Origin of the sequence: Flavobacterium omnivorum (assembly GCF_900099915.1) — a bacterium.
Classification (GTDB): Bacteria; Bacteroidota; Bacteroidia; order Flavobacteriales; family Flavobacteriaceae; genus Flavobacterium; species Flavobacterium omnivorum.
The window spans coordinates 112787-131009 of record NZ_FNDB01000005.1; the positions used below are offsets into that span (position 1 = coordinate 112787).

16 protein-coding genes and 2 pseudogenes are annotated in these 18223 nt (G+C 34.5%); 11 read left to right on the top strand and 7 right to left on the bottom strand.

Annotated elements, in window-relative coordinates; translation table 11 throughout:
- Nucleotides 1–308 precede the first annotated feature (308 nt).
- From BLS90_RS07365 to BLS90_RS07380, 4 genes are all read left to right on the top strand, one after another.
- Nucleotides 309–1646, top strand: coding sequence for a mechanosensitive ion channel family protein (locus tag BLS90_RS07365; protein ID WP_245705060.1), 1338 nt, complete (start codon nt 309–311; stop codon nt 1644–1646).
- 403 nt (nt 1647–2049) lie between these two features.
- Nucleotides 2050–3462 (top strand): 23S rRNA (uracil(1939)-C(5))-methyltransferase RlmD, encoded by a 1413-nt coding sequence (gene rlmD, locus BLS90_RS07370; RefSeq protein ID WP_091257029.1) that lies wholly within the window; start codon nt 2050–2052, stop codon nt 3460–3462.
- A 122-nt stretch (nt 3463–3584) separates the two neighbouring features.
- Nucleotides 3585–4106, top strand: coding sequence for a DUF6452 family protein (locus BLS90_RS07375; protein WP_091257030.1), 522 nt, complete (start codon nt 3585–3587; stop codon nt 4104–4106).
- The gene (locus BLS90_RS07380) at nt 4078–4929 is read left to right on the top strand and encodes a DUF6048 family protein (RefSeq protein ID WP_091257031.1); all 852 of its coding nucleotides are present in this window, start codon (nt 4078–4080) and stop codon (nt 4927–4929) included. The genes BLS90_RS07375 and BLS90_RS07380 overlap by 29 nt, the downstream gene beginning before the upstream one ends.
- A gap of 90 nt (nt 4930–5019) precedes the next feature.
- Here the strand turns inward: BLS90_RS07380 and BLS90_RS07385 are convergent, their stop codons facing one another.
- Both BLS90_RS07385 and BLS90_RS07390 read right to left on the bottom strand, forming a co-directional pair.
- Nucleotides 5020–5256 carry a hypothetical protein gene (locus tag BLS90_RS07385; protein ID WP_091257032.1) on the bottom strand — a complete coding sequence of 79 codons (237 nt, stop codon included), beginning with the start codon at nt 5254–5256 and terminating at the stop codon, nt 5020–5022.
- A gap of 57 nt (nt 5257–5313) precedes the next feature.
- Nucleotides 5314–6489 (bottom strand): THUMP domain-containing class I SAM-dependent RNA methyltransferase, encoded by a 1176-nt coding sequence (locus BLS90_RS07390; protein WP_091257033.1) that lies wholly within the window; start codon nt 6487–6489, stop codon nt 5314–5316.
- Between the two features lie 321 nt (nt 6490–6810).
- Here BLS90_RS07390 and BLS90_RS07395 point away from each other — a divergent pair, with 321 nt between their 5' ends.
- Both BLS90_RS07395 and BLS90_RS07400 read left to right on the top strand, forming a co-directional pair.
- Nucleotides 6811–7575: a class I SAM-dependent methyltransferase gene (locus BLS90_RS07395; RefSeq protein WP_066081607.1), complete on the top strand. Its 765-nt coding sequence runs from the start codon at nt 6811–6813 to the stop codon at nt 7573–7575.
- A gap of 117 nt (nt 7576–7692) precedes the next feature.
- Nucleotides 7693–8361: a ZIP family metal transporter gene (locus tag BLS90_RS07400; protein ID WP_091257034.1), complete on the top strand. Its 669-nt coding sequence runs from the start codon at nt 7693–7695 to the stop codon at nt 8359–8361.
- A gap of 57 nt (nt 8362–8418) precedes the next feature.
- Here the strand turns inward: BLS90_RS07400 and BLS90_RS07405 are convergent, their stop codons facing one another.
- Nucleotides 8419–9981, bottom strand: a complete 1563-nt coding sequence (locus BLS90_RS07405; RefSeq protein WP_394331025.1) for an outer membrane beta-barrel family protein — start codon at nt 9979–9981, stop codon at nt 8419–8421.
- A gap of 102 nt (nt 9982–10083) precedes the next feature.
- Nucleotides 10084–11310: pseudogene (locus BLS90_RS07410) on the bottom strand (IS4 family transposase); the annotation flags it as partial.
- Nucleotides 11311–11463: 153 nt separating this feature from the next.
- Here BLS90_RS07410 and murQ point away from each other — a divergent pair.
- From murQ to BLS90_RS07435, 5 genes are all read left to right on the top strand, one after another.
- Nucleotides 11464–12279 (top strand): N-acetylmuramic acid 6-phosphate etherase, encoded by an 816-nt coding sequence (gene murQ, locus BLS90_RS07415; RefSeq protein WP_091257035.1) that lies wholly within the window; start codon nt 11464–11466, stop codon nt 12277–12279.
- Between the two features lie 53 nt (nt 12280–12332).
- Nucleotides 12333–12554 carry a DUF6095 family protein gene (locus tag BLS90_RS07420; protein WP_091257036.1) on the top strand — a complete coding sequence of 74 codons (222 nt, stop codon included), beginning with the start codon at nt 12333–12335 and terminating at the stop codon, nt 12552–12554.
- On the top strand, nt 12554–13126 hold the full coding sequence (locus BLS90_RS07425; protein WP_091257037.1) for a pentapeptide repeat-containing protein: 573 nt from the start codon (nt 12554–12556) through the stop codon (nt 13124–13126). Before BLS90_RS07420 ends, BLS90_RS07425 begins: the two co-directional genes overlap by 1 nt.
- An 84-nt stretch (nt 13127–13210) precedes the next feature.
- Nucleotides 13211–13585, top strand: coding sequence for a DNA topoisomerase IV (locus BLS90_RS07430; RefSeq protein ID WP_091257038.1), 375 nt, complete (start codon nt 13211–13213; stop codon nt 13583–13585).
- 26 nt (nt 13586–13611) lie between these two features.
- Complete coding sequence (locus tag BLS90_RS07435) at nt 13612–14385, top strand: TerC family protein (RefSeq protein WP_091257039.1); 774 nt, start codon at nt 13612–13614, stop codon at nt 14383–14385.
- A 37-nt stretch (nt 14386–14422) separates the two neighbouring features.
- Here the strand turns inward: BLS90_RS07435 and BLS90_RS07440 are convergent, their stop codons facing one another.
- The 3 genes and pseudogenes from BLS90_RS07440 to BLS90_RS17090 all read right to left on the bottom strand — a co-directional run bounded on the left by BLS90_RS07440 (nt 14423) and on the right by BLS90_RS17090 (nt 18222).
- Nucleotides 14423–17116, bottom strand: coding sequence for a DNA gyrase/topoisomerase IV subunit A (locus tag BLS90_RS07440; protein ID WP_091257040.1), 2694 nt, complete (start codon nt 17114–17116; stop codon nt 14423–14425).
- A pseudogene (locus BLS90_RS17085) lies at nt 17116–17526 on the bottom strand (PDDEXK nuclease domain-containing protein); the annotation flags it as partial. The gene BLS90_RS07440 and the pseudogene BLS90_RS17085, both read right to left, overlap by 1 nt.
- Nucleotides 17527–17538: 12 nt before the next feature.
- Complete coding sequence (locus BLS90_RS17090; RefSeq protein WP_245705061.1) at nt 17539–18222, bottom strand: DUF1016 N-terminal domain-containing protein; 684 nt, start codon at nt 18220–18222, stop codon at nt 17539–17541.
- Between the last annotated feature and the right edge of the window lies 1 nt (nt 18223).

Consider the following 18223-nt stretch of genomic DNA (forward strand, 5'->3'; position numbering starts at 1 on the left):
TAAAAAATAAAATTGAATTCCTTCCCTAGGTTCATTAACTTTTTATTTTTGACTGCCACCAGTAATTTACTCAATCGTTCGTTATTGTTCTTTGAATCAAAATCTATTACCAGCTTCAAAATAATCAGATTCAGAGAGGGAATCAAAATAACCTAAATTTGAATTGCATTAACCGAAACAAGCACTGTAATTAGGTAAAAACACACGTTGGTAAAAATTTTCGATTACTGTTAAAACAATGTGTAGTGTTAAGAAAAAGCCAATCCTAAGGATCTGACCTTGTCTTCACTTGCGAATGTTACCTTTGTATGAAACAAAGTAAAATAATGATTGTATTAACCGAAAAATACCCTTCCATAAATATAGATCCTTCCTGGTTGACTGATTTTTTTAACATAGATCCCCGAATCGCTTATTACATCAATCTCCCGATACTTCTTTTTTGTTTGTTCCTCATAGGTATTGTGTCTTGGTTGATTACCAAAAAATTAATTGTTAATGCAATACATAAGCTATTTTTAAAAACTAAGATGACGTGGGATGACCTCTTACTTGAGAAAAAAATATTTGACAAACTTGCTTATATTATTCCAGCAGTTCTTGTCATTTTTACCGTGCCTTCCATTTTGGTCGAATATCCAAAACTGTCTAGTTATATTGTTACTTTGGCGATGATTGTAATTCTTTTGGTCATCATTTGGACCATCATTGCCTTACTGGCAGTATTTGATATCATTCTGTCCAAATCTTCTATTTTCAAGGACAAACCTATTACGAGTTACATTCAAGTACTAAATATCGTCGTTTATTTCGTAGGCGGAATTCTTATTTTGTCGTTACTTTTAGGAAAGAGTCCATTTTACTTTTTAGGTGCTATGGGAGCCATGACCGCTATATTGTTATTAATTTTCAAAGACACTATTTTAGGTTTTGTAGCGAGTATTCAAATGTCTGTTTATGATATGGTACGCGTGGGCGATTGGATTGCCATGCCAAAATATGATGCTGATGGAGACGTAATGTCCATCAATATAAGCACCGTCAAGGTTCAAAACTGGGACAAAACAATTACTACAATTCCAACCTATGCTTTCATCACTGATTCTTTTAAAAACTGGCGTGGAATGAGTAATTCAGGAGGACGAAGAATCAAAAGAGCCATCTATCTTAAGGTAAGTAGTTTTTGTTTTTGTGATAATCAAATGCTAGAACAATTTAAGCAATACACACTTATAAGAGATTACATCCTTCAGAAAGAAATTGAGATCAAGAAATCCAATTCTTCTCTAATTGATAATGAGTCCAATCCAGTAAATATCAAAAGCCTAACTAATATTGGCGTTTTTAGAGTTTACGCAGAAAATTATCTTCTTTCTAATCCTAAAATTAATACCGAGATGACCACTATGGTTCGCCAATTAGATCCAACTTCTCAAGGGATGCCTTTAGAAATTTATTGTTTTACTTATGAAAAAGAATGGGAAAAACATGAGGTCATTAAATCCGATATTTTTGATCATTTACTCACTATAACCTCTCAATTTCAACTAGAAGTTTTTGAAGAACCTACGGGAAGAGATTTTAGAAATATAGGAAGTGTTCCCACTCAAAAAACAAGTGTTACTAACTTATATTCCCAATCCTAACCGACACTGAAACAAGCTGATATGAGCTCCTTTTTTAATTTTTTCCATCGCTAAATTTCGATACCAAAACTATTTCAATGTAGAGACAAAACTCTTAAGTATACTTAGGTCTTGGTACCGCTTTAGTCCTTTTATTTTCCCGTTGCTGCGCTTGAAATGCTTGGCCAAACCTACAAACGGTATGTGCACAAGTACTGCAATAGAAAAAGAGGTGCTCACAAGGCCCTAAAAAAAAATTGCCTTAGCATCGGAGGGCTATACAGCTCTTTTTGTTGCCGATTTTAAGATCAAGTGCAGCAGATTTACAGCGAAAAGCAAGATAAGGCGCAAAATAAAAGGAGACTTTTTGAAAATATTTACAAAATTGAATTTATAAAACCATTCAAACGCTTATTTTTGCGCTATGGCTAAGAAAAATACAGACAAAGTTGTCTTTCATCAAATAAAAGTCCTTGATGCTGGTGCAAAAGGCGTATCGGTGGCAAAAGCTCCCGACGGTAAAGTAGTTTTTATCCCTAATGTAGTACCCGGCGATGTAGTCGACGTGCAAACGTTCAAGAAACGTAAGGCGTATTACGAAGGAAAAGCGATTCACTTTCACGAATATTCAGAGCACCGTGTAACTCCTATTTGCGAGCATTTTGGTGTTTGTGGTGGTTGTAAATGGCAGAATATGAAATACAGTCAACAGCTGTATTACAAACAAAATGAAGTGTTAAATCATCTGCAACGCATTGGAAAAGTGGAACTTCCTGAATTTGAACCCATTTTAGGATCGGAGAAACAATTTTTTTATAGAAACAAAATGGAATTTTCGTTTTCAAATAGCCGTTGGTTGACCGAAAAAGAAATTGACAGCACCGAAGATTTAGGAAACAGAAACGCATTAGGATTTCACATTCCAAAAATGTGGGATAAAATCTTGGACATTAATAAATGTCATTTACAGGAAGATCCATCAAATGCTATTCGCAATGAAGTAAGGGATTTTGCTAATGCAAATGGACTTACCTTCTTTAACCCAAGAGAACATTCTGGTTTGTTGAGAACCTTGATGTTACGCACTGCTTCTACTGGAGAAATCATGGTTTTGATTCAGTTTTTTGAAAATGACAAAGCCAATAGAGAATTAATCTTGGATCAACTCTATGAGAAGTTTCCACAAATTACTTCTTTACAATATGTTATCAACAGTAAAGCAAACGACACTTTATATGATACCGACATCAAATTATACAAAGGAAGAGATTACATCTTAGAAGAAATGGAAGGATTGAAGTTTAGTATTAATGCTAAATCATTTTATCAAACCAACTCGGATCAAGCGTATGAATTGTACAAAATAACAAGAGATTTTGCTGGATTGACGGGTAATGAAATTGTTTATGATTTGTATACTGGAACGGGCACGATTGCTCAGTTTGTTTCTAAAAAAGCTAAAAAAGTAATTGGCGTGGAGAGTGTTCCTGAAGCCATTAAAGACGCCAAATTAAACGCGGAACGAAACGAAATTACAAATTGCGAGTTCTTTGTAGGGGACATGAAAGTAGTGTTTAACGATAGCTTCATTGCACAACACGGACATCCAGATGTAATTATCACCGATCCACCAAGAGACGGAATGCATAAAGATGTAATTGAACAAATCATGAAAATTGCTCCTGAAAAAGTGGTTTACGTAAGTTGTAACTCAGCTACACAAGCCCGCGATTTGGCCTTGATGGACGAGAAATACAAAGTTACACGCGTGCGCCCAGTGGATATGTTTCCGCAAACACATCACGTAGAAAATGTGGTGCTTTTAGAAAGAAGATAATTGATTTTTGATTGCTGATTAACGATTTTTGATTGTAGATTTTAAAAATTGACATCGTATTGGCATTAAAAATGCCTCTTAGGCACACTAATGATGTACAGGTTTCCACAAAAAAATTGTAAATGAAAAAAATAATTTTATTAGTAGTGGCATTAGCACTCTCTTTCTCAGGTTGTGAGAAAGATGATATTTGTGATGCAAATACACCCACAACGCCACGATTGGTAATTGGTTTCTATGACTTTTTGAATCCTTCAGTTTTAAAAAACGTATCCAATCTAAAAGTGGTAGGCGAGGGAATGACTACCGGAATTCTTTTTAATGGAGCTGAAATAACTAGTGGGAATACCATTTCGATTCCGCTAAAAACAGTGGGAACGACTACTACTTATAGTTTCACGCTGAATTCTGGCAATACAAATCCAGCTTTAGTTGATCAGGACATTATTCGATTTGACTACAGTACTCAAGAACTCTTTGTTTCTAGAGCTTGTGGATACAAAACTATTTTTACTTTAGACCCAACCAATCCCTATACGCATACCGATGCTACAACGGCTAATGTAAAATGGATCAAATTTATATCGGTAGAAAAAAATAACATCGAAAACGAAAATGAAACACACATTAAGATCTTTTTTTAGTATTTGTCTCCTATTGTCGTTGACTTTGGCACAAGCGCAAGAAACGACGCCAAAAGGGGAACCGGTAAAGCAAACTACAGTTGTTAAAAGAGTTTCAGTATCTCCTAAAACAGATCAGAAAATTCCTGATACCCCGCTACCATTAGTCGCAATTGATCCTACAATAGTAAAGAGCGACTCGATTCCCTTAAAAACAGATCGCTATGGCGTGCGTGTGGGGCTAGATCTCTACAAAATAACACGAGGTTTATATGACATTAATTACAAAGGAATTGAGTTCGTAGGGGACTATAGATTGACTAAAAAATACTTTTTGGCCGCCGAGCTAGGTAACGAAAACAAAACTACAGATGATGACCGCGTTAATTTCACTACCAAAGGTTCGTATTTAAAAGTTGGTTTTGATTACAATGCTTACGAAAACTGGCTCGACATGGAAAATATTATTTCTATTGGGATGCGCTACGGTTTCAGTACTTTTAATCAGCAATTAAACAGTTACAGAATTTATAATGCAAACCCGTATTTTGCAGAAACTCCAATAATTCCATCTGGTAAAAAGTTTGATGGATTATCAGCGAGTTGGATTGAAGTGGTAGCTGGAATAAAAGCCAAAGTATTTGACAATGTATTTGTAGGTTTCAGCCTTCGATTGAACCGATTAGTAACCAACAAGGAACCAGATAATTTTTCCAACTTATACATTCCTGGATTTAATAGAACCTACGACGGTAGTTTTGGAGTAGGATTCAATTATACGGTTACTTATTTTGTTCCTATTTATAAGAAGAAAGTAAAACCTGTTACAGTCCCAAAGAAGTAGAAAAAAATAACCGCCAATTTGCTAATTTTTTTTTGGTAAAAATTAACAAATTGGCGGTCCATATTTAAAATAATATCTTAGGATTTTAAGCTATCCTATTTCCTTAATTCCTTTCATGAAAATCCATTTCATATATAATTTTTCTCCATCTTTAGTTTTTACTGCTTGGAATTTTGGCGACAATAGAGTGCCAATAACGAAAGCAGTTAACGGAATCCAAAATCCAATTAAATTAGTGTACTGCTCCACTGCAAATCTAGCAAATATAAATAAAATGGCAAAACATCCTAATTGATAGATAAATGCTCGTATTTGTAATTTGGTCATTTTTTTAAGTCTTAAAGTTATAAAGTCAAAAGTCGAAAGTAAAAAATTGAATCCTGCTTATTCAGCATCATCCGTTGTTACTTGAAACTTTGTTCTCTTACTCCCTTCGTACATTTCGTACTTCACTAATCTTGCTTCTAAACCAGCATTGAAAAGCTTAATTTTTCTTGAAGGTTTCAGCCCTACATACTTCAGCGCTTCTAGATTTGCGGTGATCATCCAGGCATTAGTTCCTGGGTAATTTTTCTTCAAGGTATCTCCTATATTTTTATAGAATTCTTCCATGTGAATATCCAATCGCTCATCGTAAGGTGGATTGAAAACAACATGCAATTTCCCTTCCGAGGATTTTTCAGTATCGAAAAAGTTTTTTTCTTCGATTGAAATATAGTCGTCAAGATTGGCGTTTTTGATATTGTCTTTGGCTTTTTGAACTGCACTTGGTGCTTTATCGTATCCTTTTATAGTGTAATGAAATTCACGAACCCGTTTCAATAAACTATCAGAAATACTGTCAAATAAATCATTGTCCCAATCATTCCATTTTTCAAAAGCAAATTCCTTACGATTGATATTTGCTGGAATATTGCAGGCAATCATTGCTGCTTCGGCTAGAAAAGTTCCCGAACCGCACATAGGATCCAAGAAATCACCTTGACCATCCCAACCTGAAAGTAAAAGAATTCCCGCAGCCAAAACTTCATTTATTGGTGCAATGTTGGTAGCCGTTCTGTACCCACGTTGGTTCAACGCATTTCCTGAAGTATCCAGTGCAACAGAAACTTGGTCTTTATCGATATGAATATTGATTCTTAAATCAGGATGTACTTTATCAATGCTTGGACGTTGACCGGTTCTTTCTCGGAACTGATCGACAATAGCATCTTTACATTTTTGGGAAACAAATTCCGAGTGATTAAAATATTCGGAATGTACCGTAGTATCAATCACAAAAGTTTGATTAGCACCAATTAATTTGGACCAATTTACCCCTGAAATACCCTTGTATAATGCCTGCTCATTGTTAGCCTTAAAAAAATAAATAGGCTTTAAGATTTTCAAAGCCGTACGCAACGCTAAATTCGCTTTGTACATAAAACCTTTGTCTCCTTTGAAACTTACCATTCTCACCCCTTGCTCCACGTTTTGTGCGCCCAGCATCTGTAACTCTTTTGCTAATATCTCCTCAAAACCAAAAAAGGTTTTGGCAACCATCTTATAATTATTTTCCATTTTTCTCTATAAATTCCAAAAAGTAAATTCTAATTAAACCCTCATCCAAATGCAATCCTATTGTGGATCCTATTTTTATTCTTACAACCCATTTTATCTAATTCTCACTAGAGATGCTCTACTTTTAAACAAAAATATATTTTATTTTTAGGAGAAAACATCGGTAAGCAGAAAAAAATCTAAAAAAAATCCTCTTCTATTAGATTTTCTATGTGGTAAAAAATATATCCCACTGTTACCCCATTTGAATGGCTGTGAAATAGTTATTTTCTGCAAAAATACACTAAATTTGCCTGAATCGAATTAATTGAAAAAGAATAAATGTCTGAAGCTGAAAAACCGTCTACCAAAAACGAACTAAATTCAACCGAAAAGTGGTACTCTTCTTGGTTTGATACTCCTTATTACCATATTTTATACAAAGACCGTAACTACAGAGAAGCACAAATTTTCATGGATAATCTCACGCATTATCTAAATCTTCCTGAAAAAGCAAAAGTACTGGATTTAGCCTGTGGCAAAGGCCGTCATTCTATTTATTTGAACCAGCTGGGCTTTGACGTCCTTGGTGCAGATTTATCGGAGAACAGTATTGCTGAAGCTAGCATAAACACGAATGAAACACTGCATTTCAAAGTGCATGATATGCGAGAAACTTTTGAAGAGAAATACGATGCCATTTTTAATTTATTTACCAGTTTTGGTTATTTCGAAAATGACGAAGACAACCTCATCACCCTCAAAGCAATCAAGGAAAGCCTTTCGGAATATGGATTTGCGGTGATTGATTTTATGAATGTCGCTCAAGTGCTAGAAACCCTTGTTCCTGAAGAAACGAAAACTGTTGATGGAATCGAATTTCACATGACGCGCTACCTCAAAGACGGCCACATTTATAAAGACATTAATTTTGAAGACAAAGGCGAACAATTCCACTTTACCGAGAAAGTGAAAGCCTTAACGCTTAAAGATTTTGAAGAATTAATGGAAGAAGCTGGGATTTATTTATTGGACATTTTTGGTGATTATAAATTGAAGAAATTCCATAAAACCGAAAGTGAACGACTGATTATGATTTTCAAATAGGTAGCAGGTTAATCGAGAAAAGGGTTGAAAAGTTAAAGAATTAATCAATTAAACACTTTAACAGTTGAATACTTAAACGATTAAACAAGAATACAAATCAATGGTTAAGCAAAAAATATGAATTACCTTTTACCCTTACTTTCCGTGCTTATAGGATATAGTATTGCATTGGTTTTAAAACCAAAGAACAAGACCAACCTAAAACTACTATTAGCCTTTAGCGGTTCATTTTTACTTTCCTTAACCGTAATGCACTTATTGCCCGAAATTTATGAAAGTGCTAAGCCCTCTATTGGTCTCTTTATTATGTTGGGCATCTTATTCCAAATCATATTAGAATTTTTTTCCAAAGGAGCTGAACATGGACACGTTCACGGGCACACAATAATGACTCAAATCCCGTGGTTGCTATTCATTAGCCTTTGCATTCATGCCTTCTTAGAAGGATTTCCACTCAGTCACCACAATGATTTAGCCATTGGAATAGCAATTCATCATTTACCAATAGCCATAATTCTGACCACTTTTTTTATCAACTCAAGCCTCAATAAAAAAGCAATTTTTTTCTTCATGGTTACGTTTGCCATAATGACGCCGCTAGGAACTGTTTTATCCGATTATTTACCCATTTTAAACGACTATTATACTGAAATAACAGCCGTTGTTATTGGAATATTATTTCATATTTCGTCCACTATCATTTTCGAAAGCAGCGAAGGACACAAATTCAATATCGCAAAAGTTTCAATGATTGTGATAGGAATTACTTTGGCGTATTTTATATAATTTTATAAAGTTAAGAAGCAGAAATAAATAGATTTCTGTCTGCTAGCTTTCAATTATCTAATTACCTCCAGTTCGTTTATTCTCCTCCTTATTTCCAAAATCACTCTGTTGTACATTGATTTTTTTGTCTCCAAAATTATAAACCACAGATAAACGTACAAATCGATTACTTTGTTTCTCCTCATATACCTGTTTTACACCGTTTATAACTGAAGTAAAATCTTTTAAATAGGAAGTATTTAAAAGATCATTTGCCAAAAATGCAATCTGCATGGTTTTATTAAACAAATCCTGTTTGAAACCAATGTCAAAACTTGAAGTATATCCTACTTCATATAAACCGGATTTAAAAGGCGTTGTATACGTAAAATCGATTTGCAATTTTGTCGTTTTACCTAATAAAAAAGTATTATTTGTAGAAAAATCAATTTGTAAACTGTTTGATGGAGTGGCGTTGAAATCTTTAATAAATTCTGTTTTTGCTCCCAAAAGGTACAATGAATTTTCACTAGACCACCAATCTGCAAAACTTACCGAGTAACTTTCCCCTATTCCATAATTTAAGTTTTTAAAATAATTCTTACGGGTTACAATCTGCGTATTGGTTTCCGGATTTGAGGTAAACAAAACACCATATCCGTTTGTAATTGCATTGACAAAAACACTTGTTCTCAAAATTTCTTTATACGAATGTACCAACTCAAAATTATCACTAAATGATGGACTTAAAAACGGATTTCCTTCGGAATAACTATTGCTGTTGATGTAAATTCTGAATGGATTCAATAAGTCAAAACGTGGCCTGTTGATTCTTTTTCCGTAATTCAAACTAAAAGTATTGTTTTCGTTTTTCTTGTAAGAAGCATAAAAGGTTGGAAATAATTTCAAATAATTATTTCCTGTTTCCTGATTCATTGTTTCAGAAAATCCATTTGTTTGAATGTTCTCCAATCTTAATCCCATTTGGAAATTCCATTTTTCATTGAGTTTTCTATCCGTATTCACATAAATAGCCTGATTATTTTCAGTGTATTTAAATCGGTTGGATTGATTCTGATCTAATTCCGGAGTTCCTGTAATTGTATTGAAATAAAGTACATCACTTACACTATTTGTAAAACTCATTTTTGCACCGTAAGACAAATTCAACGCTTGAAGCGGATGTTCCATATCTGCCTTAAAACTCCAATTGTCAATATCCTGATTCGAAATGTTTCTTCCCGACTGATTAACATCTACAAATGCCATCTCTGGCGTGAAGTTATTTGCGACAAAATTTCTATCGAATTTCGAATCGTAATTAAAATAGTCCAAATCAAAAGATAACTTCCTTTTTAAAGAATCTAATTTGGTAATCAAATGCGCATTATAGGTTTGATTTTTTGATCCTTTGTCAGTGAAGCTATTGTTCAGTGTAACATTATCCAATTCATTTTGAGTATTGTAATTCTCAATTCTAATATCCGATTTAAAATCAGGGTTATTTCCATCGTTTAAATATTGAAATCCAATAGTAGTACATTCTGAAAGATCATAATCTAAAGCCAATTTACCGGAAAGATTTTCAGTTTTTACCTTTGTCACACTTTTCATATGGAAAAGTCCATCAGGAAAATACATTTTTAAATCATCTGTAGCATTCAAATAACCTGTTTTTGCATTAATGCTAGCAGCAAATCTAAACTTGTTTTTATTGTAAAAAAAGTTATCTCTTAAAGTATAGATACTATATTTATTTTGATCATAAGAAACCGTAGAAGTGTTTTTCCAGGAATCACGAACTCCTTTTTTCATAATAATATTAATCAATCCACCAGTTCCTTCGGCAAAACAGATTCTGATTTTTTCGACCAGATTTGAGAAAGACTTTGTCTTTTTAGATATGGTTCTGTTTATCAATTCAATTAATAAGTAGCTAATCAATGCGATGTAAATTTGCGATTTAACCGCATTTTCACTTGTGCCTAGGAATGTTTTTATCTGTAGGTTTTGTTTCATTGCCTTGAAAAAAAGTTCAATATCCCATCTCTTTTTATACAAATCAGCTATTGTTCTAGCTGACCATTCTAAATTATTGGTTATGATTTCAATTACCTTGTTTTCGTCTTGCTTATAAACATGCACTAATCTTAGTTTTTGTTCACTAATCCCTGTCTCTATGGCTTTGTTGCTGTTTAAAACAATAATTTCATCCTTAATAATATCTTGATCTTCCGCATCAGGCAAGTCCAATTCTTGGATAGATTTATACACTGTATTTGTCTTAATGCGAGTAACAAAAATATTTTCAGCTTGAATTCTATGCAGCATCAATGTAAAATCAAAATAAGCCCTGTCTTCCACTATAATTGTTCCTTTGGAAAAAACTAACTGACCTATGCCGTACCGGTCGTGTATTTTTGCTTCTGTTATATTTACCAAGTCCGGAATTTGTAAATTGTCATCCCAGCACGTGTGTATTTTTAAACCCCCTTTTGCTGTCCGAAACTTTGCCCAATCAAACATTTTTAAACACAGGCTGATTGTGGTACTGTCAATCAATTTTATATTTTGGTCTTTAATCTCTTTGATAATATTACGTTGAGATTCGCTTTTCAAGATCCTTTCATAATGTTTCAAAAGCCTATAATATAAGGATTCAAACACTTTCCAATCTCGTTTTTTATTGCCATCACTCATAGTGGATCTTGCTGGACTTTGAGTCAATCCTAAATCTTCAATAAAAGTCTCGCTAACCCCAATTCCAGTGGAAATATCATTTAAAGTATAGCACTTATTCAGCTGTCCGTAAGTTAAAGCAACAAATTGGTCGTAAGTCTTGTACTTACTACATCCTTTGTCTGAACTGTGTTTTTTAGCACAAGATGCGATCATTCATCTAGGAACAAGTTCAATAATTTGTCTAATAACTGGTTTTTTGATATTTTTGTTTCGCCTGAAGAGTCCCATAAAGTATTATTTGTTTCGCAAAATCAAAAATACGGGATTCTAAGGCTCTTTTTATTTTAGACTTTCGGATAGCAGTGACTTGAAACTAAAAATAGAAAATTTCGAGATTGTGATAAAAAAGGTTAATTTTGGAGTCGTCCAATTATATGAAAAATGACCTTCACAAAAACCACCGAACAATCCTCAAAATACGAACATTTAGAAAAAATGTCAGTTCAAGAATTGCTTTCTAATATCAATCAAGAAGACAAAACTGTTCCGCTTGCCGTAGAAAAAGCATTGCCACAAATAGAAAACTTAGTGACACAAATTGTAGCTAAAATGAAGTTAGGCGGTAGATTGTTCTACATTGGTGCTGGAACTTCAGGACGATTAGGTATTGTGGATGCATCCGAGTGTCCGCCAACATTTGGAGTGCCGTTCGACTTGGTAAACGGAATCATAGCTGGTGGCGATACTGCAATTCGACGAGCAGTAGAGAATGCCGAGGACAACGCTACCCAAGCCTGGAAAGATTTACTGGAACACCATATAAATGAAAATGATGTTGTAGTAGGTATCGCTGCATCAGGTACAACGCCCTATGTTATTAGTGGATTAGCAGCCTGCAACAAAAATAATATTAGTACGGGAAGTATTTCCTGTAATGCAGAAAGTCCGCTTTCTCAAACAGCACAATTCCCTATTGACGTGGTAGTGGGCCCGGAATTTGTAACAGGAAGCTCCAGAATGAAAGCTGGAACTGCACAGAAATTAGTATTAAACATGATTTCGACCGCTACTATGATTCAACTCGGAAAAGTAAAAGGAAACAAAATGGTCGATATGCAACTTAGCAACACAAAACTAGTGGATCGTGGCATAAAAATGATCATGGGCGAAATTCCAATTTCCTATGAAGAAGCTAGCAAACTATTGAAAAAATACGGTAGCGTGCGAAAAGCAGTGGCTGGTTTTAACAAAAAATAGCATTATAATCTAACCTAAATCCTGTTACTTTAAACTATTTTAAACTAAAATAAATGGCAACGAATAAAGAATTATTATCCAAAGGAGTTAAATATTTATCAGGTTCCTTACCGCTTCTCTTTTTAGGGCCAGCACTGATTTATAATGCCTTTATGAACAAAGGGAATGTCTGGCATTATTTGGTTTTAGCCATTGGAATAATTGTGTGTCTTGCCGCTATGTTCCTGATGTATTTGGGATTAAAAACTATTGTAAGAAGCTTATCTGACGACTAATGGAAGACTTAATCCACATTCAAAAAACATTTGACAAGGTCATCTGGATCGGCAAAAGAATTAACAATCGAGAATTTGAAGATTGTGTGTTCCAGAATTGCGATTTCTCCAACAGTAATTTTTCAAACAATACTTTTATGGATTGCGAGTTCATCAATTGCAATCTAGCCATGACCGATTTAACTGGAACGAGTTTAAAAACAGTTCGTTTCAAAGATTGCAAACTGCTAGGAATCCATTTTAGCAAGTGTACTGATTTCTTGTTCAATGTCAATTTTCAGGACTGCGTTTTAGATTATTCCTCCTTTGCTAATAAAAAAATGCCAAAGACAAAATTCACTACTTGCTCGATGAAAGAGGTCAATTTTGTTGGGACCAATCTTACGAATTCGGTTTTTGAAAATTGTAATTTAGATAACACGGTCTTCAATGACACGCAATTGGCAGGAGTTGATTTTACAACAGCTTACAATTACAAAATTGATCCTGAGTTCAATCCGATGAAAAAAACTAAATTTTCAAGTCAAGGAATTAGTGGTCTTTTAGACAAATACGATATTAAAATTGTGTAATTACATTTCTAGCCCACAAACCTTCGATTAAGACCGCAACTTTAATATCCTTTATAAAAATTTAAAAAAACAAACATCCTACTAATGAAAAAAATACTACTACTACTTCCGCTAGTCTCCCTATTGTCCTGTTATGATGCGGAGCGCAACTGTAAGGACTTTAAAACTGGGAAATTCAAATTTGAATACGAAGTTGAAGGGGTAAAGAAAACGACCGTTTTTGAACGCAATGATAGCATCGAAATCGAAACTTTTGAAGGAAAAAGAGATACGGCTTCCATACGCTGGGTGAATGATTGTGAATATGTATTGCTCAAATTACATCCAAAAAACATGGCGGAAGAAAAAGCTATTGGTATGAAAATCTTGACAACTACAAAAAATTCATATACCTTTGAATTTGGTATGGTTGGTTCAGATGCTAAACAAAGAGGAACCGTTACGAAAATTGCCGATTAAGTTTTATAATTTATAACAAAAATAGAATGGAAGTATTTTTAAATCCGGACGCGTGGGTTGCCTTATTGACATTGACTTTTCTAGAAATCATTTTAGGAATTGACAACATTATCTTCATATCGATTGTAACGGGGAAATTACCCCCTGAAAAACGAAAAAAGGCGACGCAACTAGGTTTGTTTTTGGCTATGTTTATGCGCATTGCATTGTTATTTGGAATTACCTTGCTGATCAAAATGAAGGAACCTCTTTTTAGTTTTGACTGGGGTTGGTTTAGTGCTCATTTTAATGGTCAAGCATTGATATTACTAAGTGGTGGAATATTCCTTATTTATAAAAGCACCAAAGAAATACATGAAAAAGTAGATCATAAAGGAGAAGAGGAAAAAGAGTTAAAAACTTCAGCTGCTAAATCATTTGGTAATGTCATTTTTCAAATTTTATTGATTGACCTTATTTTCTCTGTTGATAGTATTCTTACAGCCGTTGGGATGACTAATGGACTGGAAGGAGCTTTGTATATCATGGTTACTGCCGTAGTAATTTCTGTAGGGGTGATGATGTTGTTTGCTGTTCCAGTTGGAACATTTGTCAACAATAATCCATCTATCCAAATCTTAGGTTTAGCATTCTTGATTTTGATTGGTTTCATGCTAATCACAGAAAGCATGCATTTATCTGAAGCCGTATTAGCGGGACAAACTGTAGGCGCAGTGCCAAAAGCGTATTTGTATTTTGCCATTGCATTTTCACTAGGGGTAGAATTCCTGAATATGAAAATGCGAAAGAAAAAGAAATAATATTTCAAAAGAAAAGCGCTCATGGAGCGCTTTTCTTTTATTCTAAACTTAAAGTTATTTGACCATCATCGTCTAATTGAATATCGGAATCATCGGCACTAGTATTTCCTAAAACTTCCAACTCTTCTGGAATTACGGCAACTGGAATGTCATAAGGCAGCGACTCTAGAAGGTTTACTTGCTTCAATTTATCTGTTGTTAATTGATTCCCTAGCGCCTTAAATCCTTTTATGGCAATATAGGATTCTATGTCTACGGTCATGTTTTCTTTTTGCACTCCTTTTACTTTCGTAAAAATCAATTCGGCAACTGGACGATAATCAGTCGAAACGATTTCTAGATGAGAGCTAGGATGCTCTGTAATAAAACTTTCTTCTTTGTTTTCAGTTTCTACCAAAAAGCGTTTGATGTAATAGCGCTCTTTTTCTCCATCGTAATAAATGGCTGAAATTGGTTTTTTAGGAATCCATTTTTCAAGAACAATCATATCTTCATCAAAATGAGTGGATAACTCGGGCGTAATTACTTTTATTTTTCCGTTTTGCGAAACAATTAAAATTTTATCACTTGGTCTAAATTCGCCAAGCAACTCTCCCCTTCCATCTACATTTAGTCGTTGAACCGTATCATCAAACCAAACTTTTCTAGGTAATAAAGTTGAAATCCCTTTCTCTTTCAATTCGATTTTTTTGATAGGATATTTGGTTACCAAATTCCCTTTGGAAGCCCTACCTTTAATGGCTAAACTGGCAAAATCAATATCAAATTTGAGTTTTTTGACTGTTCCTATTTGGCGGAGTAAAATAGTAATTACTTCTGCTTCCCCGTTTGGATTACAAGAAAAATAAAGCACTTGTGAGCCAGTGGTTTCATTCGTTAAATCATACGGTTTGTCACGCGTAACTCCCGAAACATTAAAACGCTTTATGTAGGAAGGACCAGATTTTCCGTCACGATAAATCATGTTGTAAATCGTTCTCTTGTCGCTTTTGTCAAAAATAGCAATGTGAATAATATCCTTGCCTACAAAGGTTTTAGCATCCACTTTAGTAATCATCATTTTTCCATCACGAAGAAAAACAATTACATCATCAATATCAGAACAATCCGTCACATATTGATCTTTTTTCAAACTCGTACCTACAAAGCCTTCTTCCTTATTAACGTACAATTTAGTATTACGCAACACTACTTTTGTAGCTTCGATATCATCAAAAATACGGAGTTCTGTTTGGCGCTCGCGTCCTTTTCCGTACTTCTCTTTCAACTTGGTAAAATAAGCAATTGCAAAATCAATCAGATGCTCTAAATTGTGCTTTACTTGTTCGATATCACCTTCCAGAGATTCAATTTTATCCTGCGCTTTATTGCTGTCGAATTTAGAAATACGCATAATGCGAATATCCAATAAACGCAGAATATCATCTTCGGTAACAGCACGTTTTAAGTGTTTTGTGTGTGGTTTTAAACCATCATCAACGGCTTTTATTACCGTTTCTCTAGTCGTCATTTCTTCAATGTCACGATAGATTTTATTTTCGATAAAAATACGTTCCAAAGAAAGAAAATGCCATTGTTCCTCCAATTCACCCAATTGAATTTCGAGTTCACTTTTCAGTAATTGAACGGTTCTGTGGGTTGAAATTTTCAACATTTCGGAAACGCCAATAAACAATGGTTTGTTATCTTCAATCACACAACCCAATGGCGCTACCGATGTTTCACAAGCTGTAAATGCGAACAAGGCATCAATGGTTTTATCTGGAGAAACACCCGGAAAAAGATGAATCAATATCTCTACCTCAGCAGCGGTATTGTCTTCAATTTTTTTGATTTTGATTTTACCTTTATCATTGGCTTTCAAAATACTGTCAATTAAAGTCGTCGTATTGGTAGAAAACGGAATTTGGGTAATCACTAAAGTATTCTTATCGAGTTGACCAATTTTAGCACGCACCCGCACCCGACCGCCGCGCAAACCGTCATTATAATTGGACACGTCAGCAATCCCTTGTGTCATAAAATCGGGATAAATCGTAAACGGTTTTCCCTTTAATATTTTTATCGATGAATCTATTAATTCGTTAAAATTGTGAGGTAATACTTTTGTGGAAAGACCCACAGCGATTCCTTCGGCACCGGAAGCCAGCAATAAAGGAAACTTTACCGGAAGATTATTCGGCTCCGCTCGTCGTCCATCATAAGAAACTCCCCAATCAGTAATTTTTGGACTATAAATAACCTCCAAAGCAAATTTAGACAAACGCGCTTCAATGTAACGGGAAGCCGCAGCACCATCACCTGTTAGAATATTTCCCCAGTTTCCCTGACAATCTATCAATAATTCTTTTTGACCAATTTGCACCATGGCATCACCAATACTTTGATCACCGTGAGGATGGTATTGCATGGTGTGTCCAACAACATTGGCCACTTTATTGTAACGGCCGTCATCTAACTCTTTCAACGAGTGCATGATTCGGCGTTGCACTGGTTTGAAACCGTCTTCAATTGCCGGAACGGCACGTTCCAGAATCACATACGAAGCGTAATCCAGAAACCAGTCTTTATACATTCCCGTAACTTTGGTAATAGTATCGTTTCCGTCTTCTTGATTATCGTAAAAATGTTGCCCTCCTGTAGAAATTATATCTTCAAAAGTATCTTCACCAACGGTATTTTCTTCTTCTTGATCTTCTGGTAATATGTTATCGTCTTCTTCGTCTTTCATTATCTTGATTCCGAAATTAATTGTATTAAATCTTCTCTGCTTGGCAGAATCGTTTTGTATTTGCTAGCAAAAATTTGCTCATTATTTTCAGGTAAAGTATATTCTACAACCAAATCACTTTTGATTTGGCAAAGTACAATTCCTATGGTTTTATTCTCATCTTCCAAACGCATTTCTCTGTCGTAATAATTGACATACATTTGCATTTGTCCTAAATCCTGATGTTTTAATTCGCCTATTTTCAAGTCAATCAGGACAAAACATTTAAGAATTCGGTTATAAAAAACCAAATCGATTCGAAAATGTTTATCATCAAAAGTAATTCTATTTTGTCTTGCGACAAAAGTAAATCCGTGACCTAATTCTAATAAAAAATGTTCTAGCTTATTGATAATTTCCTCCTCGAATTCCGATTCAGAATACTAATGTAATTCTGGCAAACCTAAAAATTCCAAAATATATGGATCTTTGATAAGGTCTTTAGGTTTTTCTATAATCTGACCTTTTTCAGAAAGTTTCAAAACTCCTGCTGCATCTCGGCTTAAAGCCAATCCTTTGTAAAGAGCGGAATCATATTGTCGCTTTAATTCGCGAACACTCCAGTTGTATTTCTCAGATTCTATTTCGTAGAAACGTCTTTCTTTCTCATCGTCAATTCGCATTAAGAATGAATAATGAGACCATGTCAATTTAAAAAATGACGAAAATGTTTGATAATCAAATTTATTTAAATCCTCAGACACTGTCTGAGCTTTTTGGGATTTGAATTCCGCAGTCAGTGATTGCGTATTTCGAATTTCTAAAATCCGCAACACTGTAGCGGATTTTGAATAAATTAAATGAAATTTTCTAATTCTTTCTAAAACATCAATTGAAAACCCTTTTCCAAACTCAACAGTCAACTGTTGAGAAAGTCCTTTTAATAATTGCTTTCCGTATTCAGCTCGTTCTTTTCCGTTCTGTTCTTCTTCCACAATCATTCTTCCTATTTCAAAATAGGTATACACCATTGTTGAATTTACGGTGCGTAAAACCTGTTGACGGGCATTTTGCAATAGCGCGACTACTTGAGAGAATAAAAATTTATTTTTAAGATTATCTGACACT

Excerpts from the sequence above, each read along its gene's own strand:
- BLS90_RS07365 (WP_245705060.1), top strand. The coding sequence starts at position 309 with ATGAAACAAAGTAAAATAATGATTGTATTAACCGAAAAATACCCTTCC.
- rlmD (WP_091257029.1), top strand. The coding sequence starts at position 2,050 with ATGGCTAAGAAAAATACAGACAAAGTTGTCTTTCATCAAATAAAAGTC.
- BLS90_RS07375 (WP_091257030.1), top strand. The coding sequence starts at position 3,585 with ATGAAAAAAATAATTTTATTAGTAGTGGCATTAGCACTCTCTTTCTCA.
- BLS90_RS07380 (WP_091257031.1), top strand. The coding sequence starts at position 4,078 with ATGAAACACACATTAAGATCTTTTTTTAGTATTTGTCTCCTATTGTCG.
- BLS90_RS07385 (WP_091257032.1), bottom strand. The coding sequence starts at position 5,256 with ATGACCAAATTACAAATACGAGCATTTATCTATCAATTAGGATGTTTT.
- BLS90_RS07390 (WP_091257033.1), bottom strand. The coding sequence starts at position 6,489 with ATGGAAAATAATTATAAGATGGTTGCCAAAACCTTTTTTGGTTTTGAG.
- BLS90_RS07395 (WP_066081607.1), top strand. The coding sequence starts at position 6,811 with ATGTCTGAAGCTGAAAAACCGTCTACCAAAAACGAACTAAATTCAACC.
- BLS90_RS07400 (WP_091257034.1), top strand. The coding sequence starts at position 7,693 with ATGAATTACCTTTTACCCTTACTTTCCGTGCTTATAGGATATAGTATT.
- BLS90_RS07405 (WP_394331025.1), bottom strand. The coding sequence starts at position 9,981 with ATGTATTTTCCTGATGGACTTTTCCATATGAAAAGTGTGACAAAGGTA.
- murQ (WP_091257035.1), top strand. The coding sequence starts at position 11,464 with ATGACCTTCACAAAAACCACCGAACAATCCTCAAAATACGAACATTTA.
- BLS90_RS07420 (WP_091257036.1), top strand. The coding sequence starts at position 12,333 with ATGGCAACGAATAAAGAATTATTATCCAAAGGAGTTAAATATTTATCA.
- BLS90_RS07425 (WP_091257037.1), top strand. The coding sequence starts at position 12,554 with ATGGAAGACTTAATCCACATTCAAAAAACATTTGACAAGGTCATCTGG.
- BLS90_RS07430 (WP_091257038.1), top strand. The coding sequence starts at position 13,211 with ATGAAAAAAATACTACTACTACTTCCGCTAGTCTCCCTATTGTCCTGT.
- BLS90_RS07435 (WP_091257039.1), top strand. The coding sequence starts at position 13,612 with ATGGAAGTATTTTTAAATCCGGACGCGTGGGTTGCCTTATTGACATTG.
- BLS90_RS07440 (WP_091257040.1), bottom strand. The coding sequence starts at position 17,116 with ATGAAAGACGAAGAAGACGATAACATATTACCAGAAGATCAAGAAGAA.